15 protein-coding genes are annotated in these 21,187 nt (G+C 70.7%); 1 reads left to right on the top strand and 14 read right to left on the bottom strand.

The features are described from left to right. Positions 1-67: 67 nt before the first annotated feature. The 12 genes from pgi to ACZ49J_RS11390 form a co-directional block, all read right to left on the bottom strand. On the bottom strand, positions 68-1,720 hold the full coding sequence (pgi, locus tag ACZ49J_RS11335; RefSeq protein WP_467451243.1) for a glucose-6-phosphate isomerase: 1,653 nt from the start codon (positions 1,718-1,720) through the stop codon (positions 68-70). Between the two features lie 276 nt (positions 1,721-1,996). Next, positions 1,997-2,332, bottom strand: a complete 336-nt coding sequence (locus ACZ49J_RS11340; RefSeq protein WP_003957010.1) for an RNA polymerase-binding protein RbpA — start codon at positions 2,330-2,332, stop codon at positions 1,997-1,999. Between the two features lie 227 nt (positions 2,333-2,559). Beyond that, entirely contained in the window at positions 2,560-2,790 is a 231-nt protein-coding gene (secG, locus tag ACZ49J_RS11345; RefSeq protein ID WP_040258376.1) for a preprotein translocase subunit SecG, read from the bottom strand. A 115-nt stretch (positions 2,791-2,905) separates the two neighbouring features. Beyond that, positions 2,906-3,682, bottom strand: a complete 777-nt coding sequence (tpiA, locus tag ACZ49J_RS11350) for a triose-phosphate isomerase (RefSeq protein WP_467451246.1) — start codon at positions 3,680-3,682, stop codon at positions 2,906-2,908. Between the two features lie 5 nt (positions 3,683-3,687). Next, positions 3,688-4,899, bottom strand: coding sequence for a phosphoglycerate kinase (locus ACZ49J_RS11355; RefSeq protein ID WP_467451248.1), 1,212 nt, complete (start codon positions 4,897-4,899; stop codon positions 3,688-3,690). A 188-nt stretch (positions 4,900-5,087) separates the two neighbouring features. Beyond that, positions 5,088-6,092, bottom strand: a complete 1,005-nt coding sequence (gene gap / locus ACZ49J_RS11360; RefSeq protein ID WP_467451249.1) for a type I glyceraldehyde-3-phosphate dehydrogenase — start codon at positions 6,090-6,092, stop codon at positions 5,088-5,090. 234 nt (positions 6,093-6,326) lie between these two features. Continuing rightward, complete coding sequence (locus tag ACZ49J_RS11365; RefSeq protein ID WP_467451250.1) at positions 6,327-9,278, bottom strand: M14 family metallopeptidase; 2,952 nt, start codon at positions 9,276-9,278, stop codon at positions 6,327-6,329. A 190-nt stretch (positions 9,279-9,468) separates the two neighbouring features. After that, complete coding sequence (gene whiA / locus ACZ49J_RS11370) at positions 9,469-10,458, bottom strand: DNA-binding protein WhiA (RefSeq protein ID WP_467451252.1); 990 nt, start codon at positions 10,456-10,458, stop codon at positions 9,469-9,471. After that, entirely contained in the window at positions 10,449-11,519 is a 1,071-nt protein-coding gene (locus ACZ49J_RS11375) for a gluconeogenesis factor YvcK family protein (protein ID WP_467451253.1), read from the bottom strand. Before ACZ49J_RS11375 ends, whiA begins: the two co-directional genes overlap by 10 nt. Next, entirely contained in the window at positions 11,516-12,541 is a 1,026-nt protein-coding gene (gene rapZ, locus ACZ49J_RS11380; RefSeq protein ID WP_467451254.1) for an RNase adapter RapZ, read from the bottom strand. Before rapZ ends, ACZ49J_RS11375 begins: the two co-directional genes overlap by 4 nt. Next, on the bottom strand, positions 12,538-14,598 hold the full coding sequence (gene uvrC / locus ACZ49J_RS11385; RefSeq protein WP_467451255.1) for an excinuclease ABC subunit UvrC: 2,061 nt from the start codon (positions 14,596-14,598) through the stop codon (positions 12,538-12,540). Before uvrC ends, rapZ begins: the two co-directional genes overlap by 4 nt. An 89-nt stretch (positions 14,599-14,687) precedes the next feature. Continuing rightward, a complete protein-coding gene (locus ACZ49J_RS11390) occupies positions 14,688-15,380 on the bottom strand; it encodes a response regulator transcription factor (RefSeq protein ID WP_467451256.1) in 693 nt (230 codons plus the stop codon). Between the two features lie 227 nt (positions 15,381-15,607). Here ACZ49J_RS11390 and ACZ49J_RS11395 point away from each other — a divergent pair, with 227 nt between their 5' ends. Next, positions 15,608-15,766 (top strand): hypothetical protein, encoded by a 159-nt coding sequence (locus tag ACZ49J_RS11395; RefSeq protein ID WP_467451257.1) that lies wholly within the window; start codon positions 15,608-15,610, stop codon positions 15,764-15,766. Positions 15,767-15,912: 146 nt separating this feature from the next. Here ACZ49J_RS11395 and ACZ49J_RS11400 read toward each other — a convergent pair whose 3' ends face one another. Both ACZ49J_RS11400 and ACZ49J_RS11405 read right to left on the bottom strand, forming a co-directional pair. Further along, positions 15,913-18,642, bottom strand: a complete 2,730-nt coding sequence (locus ACZ49J_RS11400) for a PAS domain S-box protein (RefSeq protein WP_467451258.1) — start codon at positions 18,640-18,642, stop codon at positions 15,913-15,915. A 929-nt stretch (positions 18,643-19,571) separates the two neighbouring features. After that, positions 19,572-20,948 (bottom strand): ABC transporter substrate-binding protein, encoded by a 1,377-nt coding sequence (locus ACZ49J_RS11405; protein ID WP_467451259.1) that lies wholly within the window; start codon positions 20,946-20,948, stop codon positions 19,572-19,574. Positions 20,949-21,187 lie beyond the last annotated feature (239 nt).

Genomic DNA, 21,187 nt, shown 5'->3' on the forward strand with positions numbered 1-21,187 from the left:
CCTGAGCGCTGCTTGACGGTCGTGGCGCAGAGAGCCCCAGGCGGAGTGCCTGGGGCTCTCGGTGTTTCTACCGGCCGCGCAGCCGACGGTACTTGGCGACCAGGGCCGCCGTGGACGCGTCCAGACCTGGTACGTCCGCACCCTCGGTCAGGGCGGGCTCGACGCGCTTGGCGAGGACCTTGCCGAGTTCGACGCCCCACTGGTCGAAGGAGTCGATGTTCCAGATCGCGCCCTGGACGAACACCTTGTGCTCGTACAGCGCGATGAGCTGGCCGAGGACCGACGGGGTGAGTTCCTTCGCGAGGATCGTGGTCGTCGGGTGGTTGCCCTTGAACGTCTTGTGCGGCACCAGGTCCTCGGGGACCCCTTCGGCCCGCACCTCCTCGGGCGTCTTGCCGAAGGCCAGCGCCTGGGTCTGGGCGAAGAAGTTGGCCATCAGCAGGTCGTGCTGGGCCTTGAGCCCGTCGCTGAGCTCGGCCACCGGCTCGGCGAAGCCGATGAAGTCCGCCGGGATCAGCTTCGTGCCCTGATGGATGAGCTGGTAGTACGCGTGCTGCCCGTTCGTCCCCGGCGTGCCCCACACCACCGGCCCGGTCTGCCACTCCACCGGCCGGCCGTCCCGGTCCACGTACTTGCCGTTGGACTCCATGTCCAGCTGCTGCAGGTACGCGGTGAACTTGGACAGGTAGTGGCTGTACGGCAGCACGGCGTGGGACTGCGCGTCGTGGAAGTTGCCGTACCAGACGCCCAACAGGCCCAGCAGCAATGGCACGTTGGACTCGGCGGGAGCGTCGCGGAAGTGCTCGTCGACGAGCCGGAACCCGTCGAGCATCTCCCGGAAGGCCTCCGGGCCGATGGCGATCATCAGCGACAGACCGATGGCGGAGTCGTACGAGTACCGCCCGCCGACCCAGTCCCAGAACTCGAACATGTTGGCCGTGTCGATACCGAAGTCCGACACCTTCCCGGCGTTCGTCGACAGCGCCACGAAGTGGCGGGCCACCGCCTCCTGGCCGGCCTTGAGCTCGGTGAGCAGCCAGTCGCGTGCCGAGGTCGCGTTCGTGATCGTCTCGATCGTCGTGAACGTCTTCGAGGCGATGATGAACAGCGTCTCGGCCGCGTCGAGGTCGCGTACCGCCTCGTGCAGGTCGGCGCCGTCCACGTTCGACACGAACCGGACGGTGAGGTCGCGGTCGGTGTAGGAGCGCAGCACCTCGTACGCCATGGCCGGGCCCAGGTCGGAGCCGCCGATGCCGACGTTCACGATGTTCTTGATGCGCTTGCCGGTGTGCCCGGTCCATTCTCCGGAGCGGATCCTCTCCGAGAAGGCGGCCATCCTGTCGAGCACGGCGTGGACACCGGGTACGACGTTCTCCCCGTCGACCTCGATCACCGCGTCGCGCGGGGCGCGCAGGGCCGTGTGCAACACGGCCCTGTCCTCGGTGGTGTTGATCTTCTCGCCGCGGAACATGGCGTCGCGCAGCCCGAACACGCCGGTGGCGGCGGCCAGCTCCCTCAGCAGCCGCAGCGTGTCGTCGGTGACCAGGTGCTTGGAGTAGTCGACGTGCAGATCACCGACCTCGAGCGTGTACCCGGCGCCGCGTCCGGGGTCGGCGGCGAACAGCTCGCGCAGCTGGACGTCCCCCAGCTCCTCCCGGTGCTTGGCCAGTGCCGTCCACTCGGGCGTCTGGTTGAGCCTGGTGCGGCTGTCTGCGTTCATCTGGGACTTCAGCCTTCTTTCCTGTCCTGCGTGCCTTGCCCGGTGCCGGTCCCAACCTAATGGAGCGCGGCGGCGCTCCGCCTCGGGGCAGGGGAAAGAGAGCTCGGGACTGCGGGTGGTTGGTTCACTGCGGGACCGCTGTGGCTGGTCGCGCCCACGCGGCGGAGCCGCATGGCAAACAGAGCCTCGCGCCCCTGACTGGGCGCACCCCACCCGGAGGCGTTCCCAGACGCCTCCGGCCAGACACCCTCTCGGGGCCTGGCCGGTGCTCAAGTCCTAGATCTCGCCGCGCAGTTTGGCGAGGGCCTCGGCGAGGATCGCCTCGCCGTCCGCGTCGCTGCGCCGCTCCCGTACGTACGCGAGGTGCGTCTTGTACGGCTCGGTGCGCGGCGGGTCCGGCGGGTTGTCCCGGTCCTGTCCTGCGGGGAAGCCGCAGCGCGGACAGTCCCAGGTGTCGGGGACCTGCGCGTCGCTGGCGAAGCTCGGCTGCGTCTCGTGCCCGTTGGAGCACCAGAAGGAGATGCGCAGCCGGGGGGCGGACTCGCCGCGCTCGGCCTCGCCCATCGGCCCCGCCCCGACCCGGCTTCCTCGGATCGCGTTGCCACTTGCCACGGTCGTAACTCCCTGCGTGATGGTGCCGCGAAGCGAGTCGGCGTGACGCTTCGCTGCGAGCGCCTCAGTCTACGTAAGGCCCAACGCGCGTCCAGTGATTGGAGTTACACCCCGCCCCCTAGACGCAAGCCCCATGATAGGCCGCGTTGTTGTACGCGTACCGAGCATGGGGCTTTACGTGCGGATTGGTGCGTCTGTGACGCGTTGCCGTACCTGGGGCCTGTCGGTCAGTTGTTGACCTTCATCAGGAGGCCGAGTACGACAATGCACGCGAACCACAGCAGACCGACCACCACGGTGATCCGGTCGAGGTTGCGCTCGGCGACCGAGGAGCCGCCGACGGACGACTGCATGCCGCCACCGAACATGTCGGAGAGGCCGCCGCCCTTCCCCTTGTGCATCAGCACCAGCAGCATCAGCAGCAGGCTGAAGACGATCAGGGCGATCGAGAACCCCATAACCACGGCTGGACCAACTTCCTCGGACAGATATCGACGACGGGGGCCGGGCGGCATGGTCCATCATGCCTGTCCGGCCCCCGCAAGGGTACGACGGATCGCGGCCACCGCACACTTACTGGTCGCGGAACCGCACGATCTTGACGAACTCGTCCGCGTCCAGGGAGGCGCCGCCGACCAGGGCGCCGTCGATGTCGGCCTGGGCCATGATCTCCGCGACGTTGCCCGCCTTGACGGAGCCGCCGTACTGGATGCGGACCTGGTCGGCCACCTCCTGCGAGTACAGCTCGGCGATCTTGCCGCGGATGGCCGCGCAGACCTCCTGGGCGTCCTCGGCGCCGCAGACCTTGCCGGTGCCGATGGCCCAGACCGGTTCGTAGGCGATCACGATCGACTCGACCTGCTCGGCGGGGACGTCCTTCAGGCCGCCCTCGACCTGGGTGAGCGTGTGCGCGACGTGGTTGCCCGCCTCGCGGACCTCCAGTTCCTCACCGACGCACAGGATCGGGGTGATGCCGTGCTTGAAGGCGGCCTTGACCTTGGCGTTGCAGAGCTCGTCGGTCTCGTTGTGGTACTGGCGGCGCTCGGAGTGGCCGACGGCCACGTAGCTGCACTTGAGCTTGGCCAGCATCGGGCCGGAGATCTCGCCGGTGTAGGCGCCACTGTCGTGGGCCGAGATGTCCTGCGCGCCGTACTTGATCTTGAGCTTGTCGCCGTCGACCAGGGTCTGCACGGAGCGCAGGTCGGTGAAGGGCGGCAGGACGGCGACCTCGGTGGCGTCGTAGTCCTTGTCCGCGAGGGCGAAGGCGAGCTTCTGGACGTGCGCGATGGCCTCGAGGTGGTTGAGGTTCATCTTCCAGTTGCCCGCCATCAGAGGCGTGCGCGTGCTCATGTGGGTCAGTCCTCCAGTGCGGCGAGGCCGGGGAGCGTCTTGCCCTCGAGGTATTCGAGGGAGGCGCCGCCCCCGGTCGAGATGTGGCCGAATGCGCCCTCGTCGAAGCCCAGGGTGCGCACGGCCGCGGCGGAGTCTCCGCCGCCGACGACCGTGAAGGCCTTGGAGTCGACGAGTGCCTGGGCGACCGCCTTGGTGCCCTCGGCGAAATCGGGGTGCTCGAAGACGCCCATCGGGCCGTTCCAGAAGACGGTGGCGGCGTCGGTGATCTTCGAGGCGTAGAGCGTGCCGGTCTCCGGACCGACGTCCAGGCCCATCTGGTCGGCCGGGATGGCGTCCGCGGCGACGGCGGTGGCGCCCGCCGGAGCCTTGGTCTTCAGGTCGGGGAACGCGGACGCGACGACCGCGTCGACGGGCAGGACCAGCTCGACGCCGGTCTTCTCCGCGCGCTCGATGTACTCGGTGACCGCCGCGATCTGGTCCTCCTGGAGGAGGGACGCGCCGATCTCGTACCCCTTGGCCTTGAGGAAGGTGTACGCCATGCCGCCGCCGATGAGGATGCGGTCGGCCTTGCCGAGCAGCTGGTCGATGACGGCGAGCTTGTCGGAGACCTTGGCGCCGCCGAGCGCGACGACGTACGGGCGCTGGACGTCCTCGGTGAGCTTCTTGAGGACGGCGACCTCGTTCGCGATCAGGTAACCGGCGGCGTGCGGCAGGCGGGCCGGGAGGTCGTACACGGAGGCGTGCTTACGGTGGACGGCGCCGAAGCCGTCGCCCACGTAGACGTCGGCGAGGGCGGCCAGCTGGTCGGCGAAGGCGCCGCGCTCGGCGTCGTCCTTGGAGGTCTCGCCGGGGTTGAAGCGGAGGTTCTCGATGACCGCCACCTGGCCGTCGGTCAGGGCCGCGACGGTGGCGGTGGCGGACTCGCCGACCGTGTCCGTGGCGAACCGGACCTCGTCGCCGAGGAGCTCACCGAGGCGGGCGGCTGCGGGGGCGAGCGAGAAGGCCGGGTCCGGGGCGCCCTTGGGGCGGCCGAGGTGCGAGGCGACGACCACGCGCGCACCCGCCTCGGCGAGCGCCTTGACGGTGGGCACGACGGCGCGGATGCGGCCGTCGTCGGTGATGGTGGTGCCGGCGAGCGGCACGTTGAGGTCGGCGCGGACGAAAACCCGCTTGCCCGCGACTCCTTCGGCGAGGAGCTCGTCGATCGTCTTCATAGAGTGACTCCTGGGTAGGGCTCTGAGTCTATTTCCCGCGAACACATCAGCCGTCAATTGAGGAACCACGACGGCGAGCAACGAGGTTCGCGAGAGCGGCGCCGGTTCAGGCGCAAAAAGGGGGGCCCGGTCAGCGCGCCCTTGCGCTGCCCGAGCCCTGCCTCACAACGAAGTGCCTGCTCCGGGAGTCAGAGCTGCTCGCCCACGAAGACCGTGAGGTCGACGAGGCGGTTGGAGTAGCCCCACTCGTTGTCGTACCAGCCGACGATCTTGACCTGCTTGCCCTGGGCCATGGTCAGGGAGGAGTCGAAGGTGCAGGAGGCCGGCCAGTTGACGATGTCCGAGGAGACGATCGGGTCCTCGGTGTACTCGAGGATGCCCTTCAGTTGCCCCTCGGCGGCCTTCTGGAAGGCGGTGTTGATCTCGTCCTTGGTGACCTCGCGGTCGAGCTCGATGACGAGGTCGGTGACCGAGCCGGTCGGGACCGGGACGCGCATGGCGATGCCGTCCAGCTTGCCCTTGAGCTGCGGCAGGACGAGGGCGGTGGCCTTGGCGGCACCGGTGGTCGTCGGGATGATGTTCTCGGCGGCGGCACGGGCGCGGCGCAGGTCCTTGTGCGGGAAGTCCAGGATGCGCTGGTCGTTCGTGTACGCGTGCACCGTCGTCATCAGGCCCTTGACGATGCCGAAGTTCTCGTCGAGGACCTTCGCCATCGGCGCCACGCAGTTGGTGGTGCAGGAGGCGTTGGAGATGACGTGGTGGTTCGCCGGGTCGTACTTGTCCTGGTTGACGCCCATCACGATGGTGATGTCCTCGTCCTTGGCCGGAGCCGAGATGAGGACCTTCTTGGCGCCGCCGGCGATGTGCTTCTCGGCGTCGGCCTTCTTCGTGAAGATGCCGGTCGACTCGATGACGATGTCGACGCCGAGCTCGCCCCACGGGATGTCGGCGGGGTTGCGCTCGGACAGGACCTTGATCGTCTTGCCGTCGACGGTGATGGTGTCCTCGGTGTGGGACACCTCGGCCTTGAGACGGCCCAGGATGGTGTCGTACTTCAGCAGGTGAGCGGTGGTCGCGGTGTCACCCAGGTCGTTGACAGCCACGATCTCGATGTCTGCACCCTGCTCCAGCAGCGCGCGGAAGTAGTTACGACCGATGCGGCCAAAGCCGTTGATGCCTACGCGGATCGTCACGAACCGATCTCCTCGTTGGTACGCCGGTTGCGGACCGGCGAGCTGTATGGGATGTCCCCGACCGCATACGACCCTACCTCCCTGAGGCGGCCGAAGTGACATCGAGCACGCCCCATACACGGCAGGGCGGTCCGTACCCGCCAGTAGGGGTACGGACCGCCCTGTTTCTGCAACCTGATCACCTGACAACGGTCACCGGCCGGTCACCTTGTGCCGGGCGGCGCCCGGCCGGTGTCAGCGCTTCAGCGCGGCCAGCGCCTTGCGCACCAGAGCCGTACGGTCGGCCGCCGCGGTGACGTGTTCCAGGCCGAATCCCAGCAGCACGCTGTCCCCGGTGGTGACCGCTCCGTATGTCCTGAACAGCGCCCCCGACAGACCCCAGTCCTTGACGACCGCAGGGCTGCCCGCGGGCGGTCCGGGTGTGCTCCAGGCGCCCAGGGACGTCTCGAAACCGTCGGTCTGACCGGCCGTGCCGCCGATGACGACGGAGGCGTTGTCGGCGAGGACGCCGCGCCCGCCGGTCCCGGGGTCGGTGATGTGGCTCAGCGACACCTCGACCGTCTTCCCGGCGTACGCGGACAGGTCGAACTCGACCTGCTGCCAGCCGTCGGAGGCTCCGGTGAAGCTGTTCCAGGAGCCGCTGGTGCCGGTGGGCGTGCAGCCGCCGTCGCCCAGGGTCAGGTACCGCTTCAGGGCGGGGTGGGCCTGGATGAAGTACCCGGCCTCGCACTCGGCGGGCACGGTGGTGGAGGTGGCCCCTCCGCTCTCCGGGAGCGTGGTCCAGTCGTCCGCCCCGGAGGTGTGCGCCTCGAGCACCGCGTGGTCGTAGCCCTCCTCGGTGTTCCACAGCAGCTGGGTGCGCAGGACGGGCTTGTCGGCGGCGCTCACCGAGGTGAGGTCGATGGTGCGGGTGAGGCGGTTCCAGGCGTAGTCGGTGTGCGTGACGGCCGCCATGGACGCGCCCTCGTACGGGCCGAACGGATTGACGGTCCCGGGGTACTCGCCCGCGCCGGCGCTCTCGAACTGCGGGAACGTCTCCACGGGCAGGGCGTCGGAGGTGACGCCGAACGACCCGGCCGCGTTCAGCGGGTTGCCGGGCGCGTCACCGAGGGTTCCCGTGACGCCGGCGAGCCTGCCGCTGCCCGCGAAGGCCGTGGCGTTCGGCAGGGACGTGCGGGTGTGGGCGCCCAGGTAGTACTGGCTGAAGTCGTTCGACAGGGTGCCCCCGCCGAGGTCGACGGAGCCGCCCGCGGTCTCGCCCGCCTCGATCAGCTTGCCGCCCTCGTTGAGGTAGGCGCGCAGTTCGAGCTGGGTGGCGTTGCCCGGGCGGACGGCGCCCGTGTAGTGGACGACCGTCCTGAAGTGGTCCAGCACGCCGAGCGCGTCCGGGGCGCCCTGGGTGGCGACGTCCCAGACGATCGCCTTCTTGCCGTTCGCCCTCAGCGCGTCCACGTACGTCTGCGCCTGGGTCTGGGCAGCGCCCTCCTCGGCCACGACGAGCGTGTCCGCCCTGGGCCGCTCGGCGACCGTGTACGTGAAGTGCTCGCTGGAGGTGCGCTTGCCGCTCCTGGTCCTGCCGGTGAACCAGACCTCGACCTTGTCGCCCGGGTCACCGTCCTCGACCTTGGCCCGGTACTCGTCGAAGTACAGGTTGTCCTCACCGCCGTACCTCTCGCCGCCCTTCCAGGCCTTGAGCTCCGTGTCGTGCGTACGGCCCCCGTTGACGCGGTAGTTGAGTTCCTTGTCGCGCACGGACCTGCGTGCGACGACGGAGACCTCCTGGTCGGCGCCGCGCGCGTACGACGTGCTGAAGCCGGCCGGGGTGAAGTCGGGGGCGTCGATGCCGACGGACGACTTCGGCTGGTCGGGCCTCGCGGCGGACTCGGCGACGGAGAGCGCGAACGGGATGTTCTTCTCGAACTCCTGCTGGATCAGTTTCTCGTCGTCCGGGAAGGTGAAGATCGACTCGCAGTCGCCGGGCTTCCAGGCGTCGTCCGGGTCGACGTTGGACGCCGTCTCGCAGGTCGACATCTCCGGGGTGAACATGGCCGTGCCGTTGACGTTGGCCGCGTGGCCGTCCGCCTCGCCGTTGGTCGTGTAGAGCTCGGAGGACAGCTGCGGGTGGTAGCCCGGGATCGCCGGGTTCTCGGGCGTGCCGGCGAGGGACTTGTAGAGCACGTCGTCGGGGGTGGAGGTGGCCACCTGCCAGCCGACTCCGTAGAGGATCAGTTCGGCGGCCGAGTGGTAGTTGATGCCGTACTCGAAGCCGATGCGCTTCTGGAAGCGGTCGAGGGCCTTGGTCTCGGGCTCGGAGTTCGGGCCGGCGCCGCGGTAGGTCTGACTGGTGGGGAACGGGGACGAACCCTCGTCGTCGTAGCCCCACTTGTAGGCGAAGTTGCGGTTGAGGTCGACACCGTCGCCGATCGTGATCCGGCCGTCGCCGTTGTTGTCGCGCATGTTCTTGCGCCACTGGCGGTCGCCGTCGGCCTGGTGGGTGAAGTCGTAGCCGTCCGGGTTGGCGGAGAGCACGAACCACAGCTCGGTCGAGTCGACGATCTTCTTGATGCGCTTGTCGGTCCGGTAGTTGTCCAGGTAGTGGTGGAGCAGCCGCCTTGTCATCTCGGGCGTGATCCACTCGCGCGCGTGCTGGTTGGACAGGTAGAGGACGGAGGGCTTGGCGCCGTCCTTGGTCTTCCTGGCGTTCTTGGTCAGTTTGAGCGCCAGGATGTCCTGCCCCTGGACGGTCTTGCCGATGGAGACCACCTTGGTGAGGGACGGGTTCTTCTGGCCCGTCCGCAGGATCTCCTCCTTGAGGTTGCCCGCCCCGCTGTAGGGCCGGTAGACCCCGTCCCCGGCGGCGGCCACGCGTGCGCGGGCCCTCGCGTCGAGCGTGTGCTCCTTGAGGTCGACGCCCTTCTGCTCCAGCTGTTCGGCCTGTTTGCCGGTCAGGTAGACCTCGACGGTGGCTGTGCCCTTCTCAGGCGCCTGTTCGCCGAGTTCGTGACTGTCCTGGCCTGCCGCCAGCAGCAGGGGTATCTGCTGCTTGGTGACCTCGGCACGGTAGACCTTGACCTCTTCCGCGCCGGGAGAGCCGCTCGCCTGAGCGGCCTGGGCGATGGGCGCCAGTCCCGCACCGCCGAGCAGGAGTGCGCCAACAGCGAGGATCGGTCTCGCTCTTCGTCTCATGAGCCCCCCTTGCAGTGGTTCGCCACAGCGGCGAACAGATGCCAGGCTCATGACAGTTCATGATCGAGTCAAGGGCGCCTCGGCGCGGGGCAACGCAGTTCCCAACTACGTGGAACGCCGGTGCCGACAGCACCCGAGTGGGCGTAGGCACCGGCGCGTTGACGAGTCGTCGGACTTGTCCGACGATCCGTCATCCCACCAGGTTGTCGGCCATCTCCTCGGTGAGGTTGGACTCCGTACCCGGGATGCCGAGATCCGAGGCGCGCTTGTCCGCCATGGCGAGCAGCCGGCGGATACGGCCCGCGACGGCGTCCTTGGTAAGGGGCGGATCGGCGAGCGCGCCCAGCTCCTCCAGGGAGGCCTGCTTGTGCTCCATGCGCAGCCGTCCGGCTGCCGCGAGGTGCTCGGGGACCTCGTCGCCCAGGATCTCCAGGGCACGCTGGACCCGGGCACCGGCGGCGACGGCCGCACGCGCGGAGCGGCGCAGGTTGGCGTCGTCGAAGTTGGCGAGCCGGTTCGCCGTGGCGCGGACCTCGCGGCGCATCCGCCGCTCCTCCCAGGCCAGCACGGACTCGTGGGCGCCGAGGCGGGTGAGGAGCGCGCCGATCGCGTCACCGTCCCGGACGACGACCCGGTCAACGCCCCGCACCTCGCGGGCCTTCGCGGCGATCGACAGCCGCCGGGCCGCGCCGACCAGCGCGAGCGCGGCTTCCGGGCCCGGGCAGGTCACCTCCAGGGAGGACGAGCGGCCGGGCTCGGTCAGGGAGCCGTGCGCCAGGAACGCCCCGCGCCAGGCCGCCTCCGCGTCACAGGTCGCCCCGGAGACCACCTGCGGGGGCAGGCCCCGGATGGGGCGGCCCCGGCCGTCGACGAGCCCGGTCTGACGGGCCAGCTGGTCGCCGCCTCCGACCACGCGCACCACGTAGCGGGAGCCGCGGCGCAGTCCGCCGGGCGCCATCACGATCAGCTCGGAGCTGTGGCCGAAGATCTCCAGGATGTCCCGTTTGAGCCGGCGCGCCGCCATCGCCGTGTCCAGCTCCGCCTCGATCACGATGCGCCCGCTCACCAGGTGCAACCCGCCCGCGAACCGAAGGATCGCCGAGACCTCCGCCTTTCTGCAGCAGGTCCGGGTGACGGGTAGCCGGGAGATCTCGTCCTTCACCGCTGCCGTCATCGCCATGGGCCGATCCTTCCATGCATCCGAAAAATACGGTCGTACGCGGCGGCCAGCAGCTCCGGGTCGTGCCGCGGCGAGCCGTCGGTCCGTGCCACCGGCGCCAGCTCGACCGCGGCGCCGAACCGCTTGGCCGCGTCGGTGAGCGACGCGCGGTCGGGCACGGCGGCCGTGTCGGCCAGCACCACGTCCAGGGCGAGTTTAGGGGCGTGTCGTGCCAAAACCTCCAAATGACGCTGCGGGGAGAAGCCCTCGGTTTCTCCGGGCTGCGGGGCGAGGTTCAGCGACAGCACCCGGCGCGCCTTCGTCTCCGTGAGAGCGTCGAGCAACTGGGGCACGAGGAGGTGCGGGATGACCGAGGAGAACCAGGAGCCGGGACCGAGCACCACCCAGTCCGCGTCCAGGACCGCCTCGACCGCCTCGGGGACCGCGGGCGGGTCGTGCGGCACGAGGTGCACGGACTGCACCTCGCCGGGGGTGAGCGCCACGGTGGCCTGTCCCCGTACCGTGTCGACGTCGTCCGGGCGGCCCGGGTCATGGCCCCTGACCAGGGCCTGCAGCTCCAGGGGTACGGCCGACATGGGCAGCACCCGGCCCTGGGCGCCCAGCAGCTTGCCGACCAGGTCGAGGGCCTGGACGTGGTCGCCCAGCTGCTCCCACAGGGCGACGATCAGCAGGTTGCCGACCGCGTGCTCGTGCAGGTCGCCCTTGGACTGGAAGCGGTGCTGGATGACGCGGGCCCAGGTCTGGCCCCAGTCGTCGTCTCCGCACAGCGCGGCCAGCGCCTTGCGCAGGTCGCCGGGCGGGAGCACACCGAGCTCGTCGCGCAGGCGCCCGCTGGAGCCGCCGTCGTCGGCCACGGTGACGACGGCCGTGAGATCGCCGGTGATCCGCCGCAGGGCGGCGAGTGAGGCTGACAGGCCCATGCCGCCGCCGAGCGCGACGACCTTCGGCTGGGCTCCCCGCCGGCGTCCCCGCCCGCCGCGGGCCTCGGCGGGCCTGCCCCCACGCTCCTCCTGGCTGACCCGGCGCAGCCTGCTCAGCCGCAGAGCGGCACGTGCCGTCATTCGCGGCCCATGTCGCGGTGCACGACCACGGTCTCCACGCCCTGGGAGGCGAGGCGGGCGGCGAGCTTCTCGGACGTGGCGACCGAGCGGTGCTTGCCGCCGGTGCAGCCGACCGCGATGGTCACGTACCGCTTGCCCTCACGGCGGTAACCGGCGGCGATGAGCTGCAGCAGCTCCGCGTAGCGGTCGAGGAACTCCTTGGCCCCGGGCTGGTTGAAGACGTAGTTGGAGACCTCCTCGTTGAGCCCGGTGTAGGGGCGCAGCTCGGGGACCCAGTGCGGGTTCGGCAGGAAGCGCATGTCCACGACCAGGTCGGCGTCCACGGGGAGGCCGTACTTGAAGCCGAAGGACATGACGGTGGCCCGCAGCTCGGGCTCCTCCTCGCCGGCGAACTGGGCGTCCATCTTGGCGCGCAGCTCGTGCACGTTCAGGCTGGAGGTGTCGATGACGAGGTCGGCGTCGCCGCGCAGCTCGCGCAGCAGTTCACGTTCGGCGGCGATGCCGTCGACGATGCGGCCGTCGCCCTGGAGGGGGTGCGGGCGGCGCACGGACTCGAAGCGGCGGACCAGGGCCTCGTCGGAGGACTCCAGGAAGACGATCCGCCGGGTGACGTGCTTCTCCGCCAGATCGGCGAGGGACTCTCGGAGGTTGTCGAAGAAGCGGCGGCCGCGGACGTCGACGACGACCGCGATCCGGGCGACGTTCCCCTGGGAGCGGGCGCCGAGCTCCACCATGGTGGGAATCAGCGCGGGCGGCAGGTTGTCGACGACGAACCAGCCGAGGTCCTCCAGGCACTTGGCGGCCGTGGACCGTCCCGCGCCGGACATGCCGGAGATGATGACCAGCTCGGGGATGGCCGCTTCGGGGACCCCGGGGGCCGTTTCGATGCCCGTACTCACGTGTGCTCCGTCTTCCTGGGGCGCTGGGTGCTGTGAGGCGTGCTCGCCCGCTGCCGCGGGGGCTTCCTCGGGCCGTGCTGTGTGTTCCTGGTGCTCTTCTTCGCGGATGTCGTGCTCGGTCATGTCTCCTGCCCCCGTCGTTCGTCCGGGGCTCCCGCGGACACGGGCTCCCCCGAGGAGCCCTCCGCCGTCTCGGGCATCTCGTCTTCCTCGTCTTCCAGGATCTCTCCGGTCGCCATGTTGACGGCGGGTGCGGCCGGGGCCGCGCCGGCCAGGGCGACGGCGATCGTCTCGGCCGTCTTGCGGCCTATGCCGGGGACCTCGCAGATCTGGTCGATCGTCGCGGACCGCAGCTTCTTCACCGATCCGAAGTGCTTGATCAGCGCCTGTTTGCGGGTGTCTCCGAGGCCCGGGACCTCGTCCAGCGGGCCGGCCCGGAAGCGCTTGGCCCGCTTGGTGCGCTGGTAGGTGATGGCGAAGCGGTGGGCCTCGTCACGGACGCGCTGGAGCAGGTACAGGCCCTCGCTGGTGCGGGGCAGCACGACGGGGTCGTCCTCGCCGGGTACCCAGACCTCCTCCAGGCGCTTGGCGAGGCCGCACACGGCGATGTCGTCGATGCCGAGCTCGTCGAGGGCCCTGCGGGCGGCGGCGACCTGCGGCTGCCCGCCGTCCACGACGACGAGCTGGGGCGGGTAGGCGAAGCGCTTGGGGCGGCCGTCGTCCTCGGTCAGGGGGCTCTCGCCGTCGGCTTCCTCGCCGTCGGCCCACTCCCCGGTCCTCTCCTTCTCGGCGAGGTACCGCCTGAAGCGGCGGGTGATCACCTCGTGCATGGAGCGGACGTCGTCCTGGCCCTCGAAGCTCTTGATCTGGAAGCGGCGGTACTCGCTCTTGCGCTGCAGGCCGTCCTCGAAGACGACCATGGAGGCCACGACGTCGTCGCCCTGGAGGTGCGAGATGTCGTAGCACTCGATCCGCAGGGGCGCGCTGTCCAGGTCGAGGGCCTCGGCGATCTCCTCCAGGGCGCGCGAGCGGGTGGTCAGGTCGGAGGCGCGCTTGGTCTTGTGCAGGGCGAGCGCCTGCTGGGCGTTGCGCTGCACGGTCTCCATGAGCGCCTTCTTGTCGCCGCGCTGCGGGATGCGCAGCGACACGTTCGACCCGCGGCGGTCGGTGAGCCACTGCTGGACGGGGTCCACCGGCTCGGGCAGTGCGGGGACCAGCACCTCCTTGGGGACGGCGTCGCCGGTCTCCTCGCCGTAGAGCTGCTGGAGGGCGTGCTCGACGAGGTCGCCGGTGGTGACGGCCTCCACCTTGTCGGTGACCCAGCCGCGCTGGCCGCGCACGCGTCCGCCGCGGACGTGGAAGATCTGCACGGCCGCCTCCAGCTCGTCCTCGGCGACCGCGATCAGGTCCGCGTCGGTCGCGTCGGCGAGCACGACCGCGTTCTTCTCCATGGCCTTCTTCAGGGCCTCGATGTCGTCGCGCAGGCGGGCGGCCCGCTCGTACTCCATCTCGTCGGCGGCCTCCATCATCTGCTTCTCGAGGCGGCGCAGATAGGTGCCGGTGCGGCCGGCCATGAAGTCGCAGAACTCGTCGGCCAGTTCGCGGTGGTCCTCGGGGGAGATCCGCTCGACGCAGGGCGCCGAGCACTTGCCGATGTAGCCGAGGAGGCAGGGGCGGCCGGTACGGGTCGCGTTCTTGAACACGCCCGCCGAGCAGGTGCGCACGGGGAAGACGCGCAGCAGCAGGTCCACGGTGTCGCGGATCGCCCACGCGTGCGCGTACGGCCCGAAGTAGCGCACGCCCTTCTTCTTGTGACCGCGCATCACCTGCACGCGCGGGAACTGTTCGTTCATCGTCACCGCGAGGTACGGGTAGCTCTTGTCGTCGCGGTACTTGACGTTGAACCGGGGGTCGAACTCCTTGATCCAGGAGTACTCCAGCTGAAGGGCCTCCACCTCCGTGGACACCACCGTCCACTCCACGGACGCGGCCGTGGTGACCATGGTGCGGGTGCGCGGGTGGAGTCCCGCCAGGTCCTGGAAGTAGTTGGCCAGGCGCTGGCGCAGGCTCTTCGCCTTTCCGACGTAGATCACCCGGCGGTGCTCGTCACGGAACTTGTAGACCCCGGGTGAGTCCGGGATCTGTCCCGGCCTGGGGCGGTAGCTGGAGGGGTCGGCCATGTTCCACACCCTACTGGCGGGGACCGACATCGCGGCGGCCCTGTGGACAGAGCCCGCCGCCCCCGGTGGGCCCCGCTCACCCGCCCTGCTCACGCGCCGTGCTGGCCCGACTCCAGGAAGGTCAGGACGGCGAGGACGCGGCGGTGGTCGTCGGTGTCCTCGGGCAGCCGCAGCTTGCCCAGGATGCTGCGCACGTGCTTCTCGACGGTGCCCTCGGTGACCCACAGGCGGCGTCCTATACCGGCGTTGGATCTTCCCTCGGCCATGAGGGCGAGGACCTCGCGCTCACGGTTGCTGAGGACGCCGAGCGGGTCGTCGCGGCGCTGCGCGACGACGAGTTCCCGCACCAGGGAGGGGTCGACGACCGATCCGCCCTTCAGGATCCGTTCCAGCGTCTCGATGAACTCCTCGACCACCGTGACCCGGCTCTTGAGCAGGTAGCCGATCCGCCGGCCGCCGGCCAGCAGTTCCAGGGCGTCCTCGACCTCGACGTACGCCGACAGCACCAGGATGCCCGTGCCGGGGTGGCGCTCGCGGATGGCGCGGGCCGCCTTCAGGCCCTCGGTGGACTGGGTCGGCGGCATCCTGATGTCGATGATCGCGAGGTCCGGCCGCTCGGCGTCGACGAGTTCCAGGAGGTGGACGGCGTCCCCGGCCTGGCCCGCCACCTCGTATCCGACCCTCTCGCACAGGCTGGCCAGGCCCTCCCGGAGCAGGACGTCGTCGTCGGCGAGAACCACCCTCCCGCGCGCGGACCGCTGTTCCGCGACCGCATCGTCCATGTCGCCCATGTTCCCGACCCCGTCCGCTTCTGCCCGATCCCGTGCGGTGCGCGACCACAGCCTGCCGGAACCGGCCACTTCCGGCTAGCCGGAAACCTACTTGGGGGGTGGCCATGACGACACCATGACGTTACGGCGGGATGCTCGAACCAGTGCAGATGCAAGGGACGTGCCGCTCCGGAAGCGGGGTGGCGGGTCATCGGAACATCGCTCGAAGGGCTGCGCACATGCGGCAGACACGGATCGAGAAGCGACGGTCGGCCCCCGTCCGCCGGCAGACGGACGACATGCTCTCCCTCAGCGCCCTCCGCGACCCGAGGGACCCCGACATCGTGCGCGCCAGGCGCCGTCAGGGCGCACGGCACAGCGGGAACGCCCGCCCCTAGAGCCGGACGGTCGCCTCTACCGTCCGTCCCGGCCGCCCGGACCGTACGCACGTCACCGAGTCCAATGACTCCCCCTCGATTGGACACCCCCGCGTACGCTCCGGGCGGCCTTCCACGCCGGCCGTAACGGCCGGGGCCGGCCTCGCTCACTCCCCCTCGGGGCCCTGTGGGACGGGAAGCCGCGCCGTCAGCGTCGTACCGCCGCCCGGCGGGCTGCTGACGTCGAGGCGGCCGCCGGCCGCCTCGACGCGGTCGATGAGCCCGATGAGGCCGGACCCCTTGCCCGGTTCCGCGCCCCCGGCTCCGTCGTCCCGGATCGTCAGTTCCAGGACGGAGTCGCGGTCCTCGGCAGCGACGGTCACCACCGTCGCGCGCGCGTGCTTGGCCGCGTTGGTGAGGCACTCGGAGGCCACGTAGTACGCCGCCACCTCCACCTGCTCGGGAAAACGCGACACGGACAGGTTCAGGGCGAGGTCCACGGGGACGGCGGAGCGGCGGGCCAGGGCGCGCAGGGCCGGACCCAGGCCACCCCGGGAGAGGACGGCCGGGTGGATGCCGCGCGCCACCTGCAGCAGGTCCTGGAAGGCGTCGTCGAGGCCCTTGCCCACCTGGGCCAGACGCTGGGCGAGTTCACCGGAGCGGTCCGTCACCAGGGACTCGGCCAGCCTCAGCTCCAGTTGGAGAGAGACCAGGCGCTGCTGGACGCCGTCGTGCAGATCCCGCTCGATACGGCGCCGGGAGGCGTCCCCGGCCGCCACCACGCGCGCGCGGGACGCGGTGAGCTGGGCGCGGCTGTCGGCGTTGGCGATGGCCGTGGCGATGAGTTCGGTGAAGTCGGCGAGGCGCGACTCGGTGTCGCCGGGCAGCGGCTCCAGCAGCGCGGCCGCGACGACGGCACCCCACCTCCGGCCGTCGACGACGATGGGCGCGGCCGCGGAACGTCCCGCGGTGACGGCCTGTTGTGTCCAGTCGTCCTCGGGCACGGCTTCGCGCGCCGGGTCGGGAGGGGTTCCCGGTATCGCTTCCCCGTCCTTGTGCTTGTGCTCGTCCTTGTGCTCGTGCTCGTCCTTGTGCTTGAGCTTGTGCTTGTGCTTGTGCTTGTCCTCCGTGTCCTGCGCGATCCCGAGGACCGTGAAGTAGCCGTCGGACTCGTACCGCAGTACGGCCACGGCGGTCCCCAGCAGGTCCGCCACCTCCTCCGCGACCTTCGCGAACACCTCGGACGGCGGGACCCCGTTGGCCACCGCGGTGGCGACACGGCGCAGGGCGGCCTGTTCGCGGGCGGCCCGGCGGCTCGCGGTGACGTCGCGCGCGGCGGCGTAGACGAGGCCTTCCTCGGGAACCGGCCAGGCGCTCCACTCGAGCCAGCACTCGGTGCCGTCGTCGCGCACACAGCGGTTGTCGAACTCCTCCACCGCGTGCCCGTTCGCCAGCCGCACGAAGGCGGCACGCGCGCGTGCCCGGTCCTCCTCGTGGATGAACTCGACGACCGGCTTGGACAGCAGCACCTCGCCGGGGTAGCCCAGAGTCCGCTCGAAGGCGGGGTTCACGCGTCTGAAGCGGCCCTTGAAGTCGCAGATGCAGAGCATGTCCAGGGAGAGGTTGAAGATGCTCTCCAGCTCCTGTTCGGCCTTCTGCCGCCGCCCGTGCGCCGCGGCGAAGGACGCCATCGTGCCGTTCATACCGCGCAGCAGGTGCGCCCAGGTGCCCTCGAACGAGGCGACGTCGGCGCGGTGCTCGAAGTGGCCCGCGTCGATCGCGGTGTTCATGGCGCGGATCTCGCCGGCCAGCCTCTCGCTGGTCTCCCGCAGGCCGCGGAAGGTGTCGGCGACGTCGCCGAGTTCGTCGCGTCCCGCGTAGCCGACGTCGTACGACAGGTCGCCGTCCGACAGGGCCCGGGCGCCCGCGGACACGTCACCGAGGGGTTGGGTGATCGAGCGGCGCAGGGCCAGGGCGAGCGCGGTGACGAAGCCCAGGACGAGCAGGGAGAGGACGAGGTCCCGCGCCGCACCGGACCGGGCGGCGGCGAGATCGCGGTCGGCCTCGTCGGCCAGTCCCCGCGCGGCCTTCTCCTCGATACGGCGCAGGTCCTGGAGGCGTGCCGTGGAGACGGTGAGCCAGCGGTCGTACGAGGGGAGGCCGGCGGTCGTTCCGTCCAGCGCGGAGAGCCTGTCGCGGATCTCGCGGACGGCCCGGCCGGGGGCCCGGAGCAGTACGGCGTACAACTCACTCCTCAGCGCGGGCGAGGTGTTCTGCCGAAAGGCGTCGAACTGGGCTTCCTCCAGCGCCTGCCAGCGGCCCACCGCGACGGGCCGCCTGCCGGGGGGTGTGTCGAGGAGGACGGCGATTTCGGCGCGTTCCCGCTCGGCGGCCTCGATGGCCGGCAGGAGGGCGAGGTGGGCGTCGGCGGCGCGGCCCGCGTTGCGGGTGGGGCGGCCGGACTCCAGGTCGGCGACGGTGTGCAGGAGGCGGTCCTCGATGGTCCCGTACCCCTTCGTCACTCCCTGGGGGCTGAGGGAGCCGGTGCTCGTACGGGCGCGCACGGCGTGCAGTTCGCGGCGCAGGGCGTCGAGCCGGCCCGCGACGTCGGTGCGCCCCGACAAGGACTCCGCGTGTGCGGTGGCCCGCTCCATGGCGCGGTCGGTGGCGCTCTCGGCGGCGAACCGTTCCTTCAGCGCGCCCGGACCCGGCCGCAGCCCGGCCAGGACTGCGGCGATCCGCTCCCGGGCGACGGCGTCGGTGACGGTCGTGGTCACGTGCGCGACGCGGGTCGCCGTCCGGAACTGCTCCAGGGTCCGCGCCTCGTGCCACTGACTCACGGCGCCGACGGCGGTGAAGGCCAGCAGCCCGGTCACCGGCAGCAGCACGAGGAGCATCAGCTTGGGCCCGACGCGCAGACGGGCGAGGATCCCGGGACGGCCCCGGCGCGAGGGACGGCCCGGGGGTGAGGGACGGTCCGGGGGCGAGGGACGGTCCGCCGACGCGCTTGTGGGGGTCGTGTGCGGCGTGGGTGGGCTTGGGCTCGTGTCCGGCGCGGGTGGCATGGGGCTCGTGCCTGGTTCGTCATGGTTTACGGGGCTCGCGCCCGGCGCGAGTTGGCTCTTGGGACCCGTACCCGGCGCGGGTGCGTTCGCGGGGCTCACGCCTGGCGCGGAATGGTCTGCGGGGCTCGCGCCGGGCGCGAGTTGGCTCGCGGGGGCCGTACCCGGCGCGGATGCGCTCGCGGGGCTCACACCCGGCGCGAGTGGACTCGCAGGGGCCGTACCCGGCGCGGATGGGCTCGTAGGGCTCACACCCGACACGGGCGGGCTCGCGGGACTCGCGCCCGGCGCGGGTGCACTCGCAGGGCTCACGCCCGGCGCGGATGCGCTCGCGGGACTCACGCCCGGCGCGGGCTCGCCCGTGGGGCTCGTGCCCCGCGCGCGGCGTGGCGCGGGCAGGTCTCGTCTGGCCGGTCGGCGGCGCACAGCCGGTCCTCAACGCCCTGGTTGAGGGTGGCGGCGGTGCCCCGCGAGGCACCTGCCGAGGGCGCACACTGCCCCGGCGCACCCCGCTGTGGAGTACTGGTGGCACCCCGATCCCGGCCGGGGTCCCGCCTCGCGGCGCCGCACGTGGACTTCTGGGTCCTTGTTCGTGTCCACCTGTCCCACCTTCGCCCAGTTCGGCCGAGTGGCCTCTGGTGCCCCTGCCCGCGCGGCTTCCTCAGGATGCCGGGGAATGCCGTGAGCCGTCCATCCGTGCCCCGTGCCGCGCGGTACCCGGACGCTCAGGACGCGGGCCGGGGGCGCGGATGCCCGGCCCCAGCTCATGGCCCGCTCGGCGGGTAACCGTCGTGCGCGGCCAGGTCCTTGTCGATGGCCCTGGCCGCCTGGTCCAGGGTCCTCCTGACCGGAGCGCCGTCGAGGACGATCTTCGCGAAGGCGCGGGAGAAGGCGCTGGTGATCGCCGGGTACGCAGGCGTCTGCGGGCGCGGCCGCGCGACCCCGTCACGCAACTGCTCCAGGAACAGCCGCTCGGGACCGCCCTCGCGGTACGCCGGGGAGAGCTTCACCGCGCTGTTCCTCGCCGGGACCGCACCGTTGGCCTCACTCATCCTGAGGACCTGCTCCGGACGCAGGAGGTACGCCAGGAAGCGCCACACCGCGTCACCGTCGGTGGCACCCGACGTGATGCCCCACTGCCAGGACCCCATCCCCGTGACGGTGCCCTTGCCGAAGTCGGGCAGCGGCACGATCGCCACGTCGCCCGGGTGCGCTCTGGTGTACTCGGCGTATCTCCAGTGGCCCATCCAGGAGATGGGGCTGCGGCCCTCGACGAACCCCCTGTCGTCCCTGCCCGGGTCGACGAGCCCTTCCTCGACCCAGTTCCGCAGCGTGGTGAGCGCGTGGACGGACGCCGGGCCGTTGAGGTAGCCGTCAGCCGTGCGGAACTCGGGGTCGATGAGGTCGCCGCCCGCCGACCACAAGGCCGGCGCGAACCCGTAGGTGTTCCACTCGCCGCCGTCCGACGCGTAACGGAGCCACAGGTCGAGCGGCCTGTCGTAGCCCTCCTCGCGGAGTGTGCGGAGGATGCCCGTGAGTTCGCCGGCCGTCCAGGCGTCGTGGGGACCACGCGGGATGCGCACTCCCGCCTGCTTCAGCACCGACGGCCTCACGTACAGGCCGAGTCCTGAGTCGAACGTCCCGATGCCCCACAAGCGTCCGGCGTACGTGCCCTGCCTGCGGATCGACGGCAGCAGATCGTCCAGGACCTTCCTGGGCACGCACGAGTCGATCGGCTTGAGCTTGCCGGACCAGGCGTAGCTGTAGAGGTTCGGGCCGTCGAAGTCGAGCAGGTCGGGAAGGTCTCCGCTCGCCGCCGCGGAGTCCACCAGATCGGTGTACGACGGCGTCGGGGGCAGGGCGACCAGTTCGACCCTCACCTGCTTCTGGCTCCTGTTGAACTGCCTCACCTGGTCGCGCAGGGTGTCGAGTTCACCGCTCCGCCCGGTGTGGAACCACACCGTGATGCGTTCGGTGCCCTCGATCCTGCCGTCGCAGGTCGTGTCGCTGCCCGCGCGCTTCCCTCCGCCCGAACCGTCCCCGTCGCCGCATGCGGCCAGCAGCAGGGCGGCCAACAGCGCCCCTGTGACCAGGGTTCGCCGGATCCGGCGTGTCCCCGCGTTCCCGTGCGGTGGCTGCATACGCACCCCTGATCGACCGGCTTGCTCGGCCTCCCCCAGGGCAGCGTCATGCTAACGCCCGCGCCGCGGCAGCGCGCCACCTGAGCACGAACCGCGTCAACCGGCACAGGACTTCAGCACATTCCTCCAGCCTTCGCGTACAGGACCGGACCACACTCCTCCGGCCATCGCGCACAAGACCGGACCACACTCCTCCGGCCATCGCGCACAAGACCGGACCACACTCCTCCGGCCATCGC

This window comes from Streptomyces sp. NPDC030840 (assembly GCF_055572015.1).

What these genes read in the sequence shown, in the direction of transcription:
- pgi (WP_467451243.1), bottom strand. Translation starts at nt 1,720, where the DNA reads ATGAACGCAGACAGCCGCACCAGGCTCAACCAGACGCCCGAGTGGACG.
- secG (WP_040258376.1), bottom strand. Translation starts at nt 2,790, where the DNA reads ATGGGGTTCTCGATCGCCCTGATCGTCTTCAGCCTGCTGCTGATGCTG.
- tpiA (WP_467451246.1), bottom strand. Translation starts at nt 3,682, where the DNA reads ATGAGCACGCGCACGCCTCTGATGGCGGGCAACTGGAAGATGAACCTC.
- ACZ49J_RS11355 (WP_467451248.1), bottom strand. Translation starts at nt 4,899, where the DNA reads ATGAAGACGATCGACGAGCTCCTCGCCGAAGGAGTCGCGGGCAAGCGG.
- ACZ49J_RS11365 (WP_467451250.1), bottom strand. Translation starts at nt 9,278, where the DNA reads ATGAGACGAAGAGCGAGACCGATCCTCGCTGTTGGCGCACTCCTGCTC.
- whiA (WP_467451252.1), bottom strand. Translation starts at nt 10,458, where the DNA reads ATGGCGATGACGGCAGCGGTGAAGGACGAGATCTCCCGGCTACCCGTC.
- ACZ49J_RS11375 (WP_467451253.1), bottom strand. Translation starts at nt 11,519, where the DNA reads ATGACGGCACGTGCCGCTCTGCGGCTGAGCAGGCTGCGCCGGGTCAGC.
- rapZ (WP_467451254.1), bottom strand. Translation starts at nt 12,541, where the DNA reads ATGACCGAGCACGACATCCGCGAAGAAGAGCACCAGGAACACACAGCA.
- uvrC (WP_467451255.1), bottom strand. Translation starts at nt 14,598, where the DNA reads ATGGCCGACCCCTCCAGCTACCGCCCCAGGCCGGGACAGATCCCGGAC.
- ACZ49J_RS11390 (WP_467451256.1), bottom strand. Translation starts at nt 15,380, where the DNA reads ATGGACGATGCGGTCGCGGAACAGCGGTCCGCGCGCGGGAGGGTGGTT.
- ACZ49J_RS11395 (WP_467451257.1), top strand. Translation starts at nt 15,608, where the DNA reads ATGCGGCAGACACGGATCGAGAAGCGACGGTCGGCCCCCGTCCGCCGG.
- ACZ49J_RS11400 (WP_467451258.1), bottom strand. Translation starts at nt 18,642, where the DNA reads ATGCTCCTCGTGCTGCTGCCGGTGACCGGGCTGCTGGCCTTCACCGCC.
- ACZ49J_RS11405 (WP_467451259.1), bottom strand. Translation starts at nt 20,948, where the DNA reads ATGCAGCCACCGCACGGGAACGCGGGGACACGCCGGATCCGGCGAACC.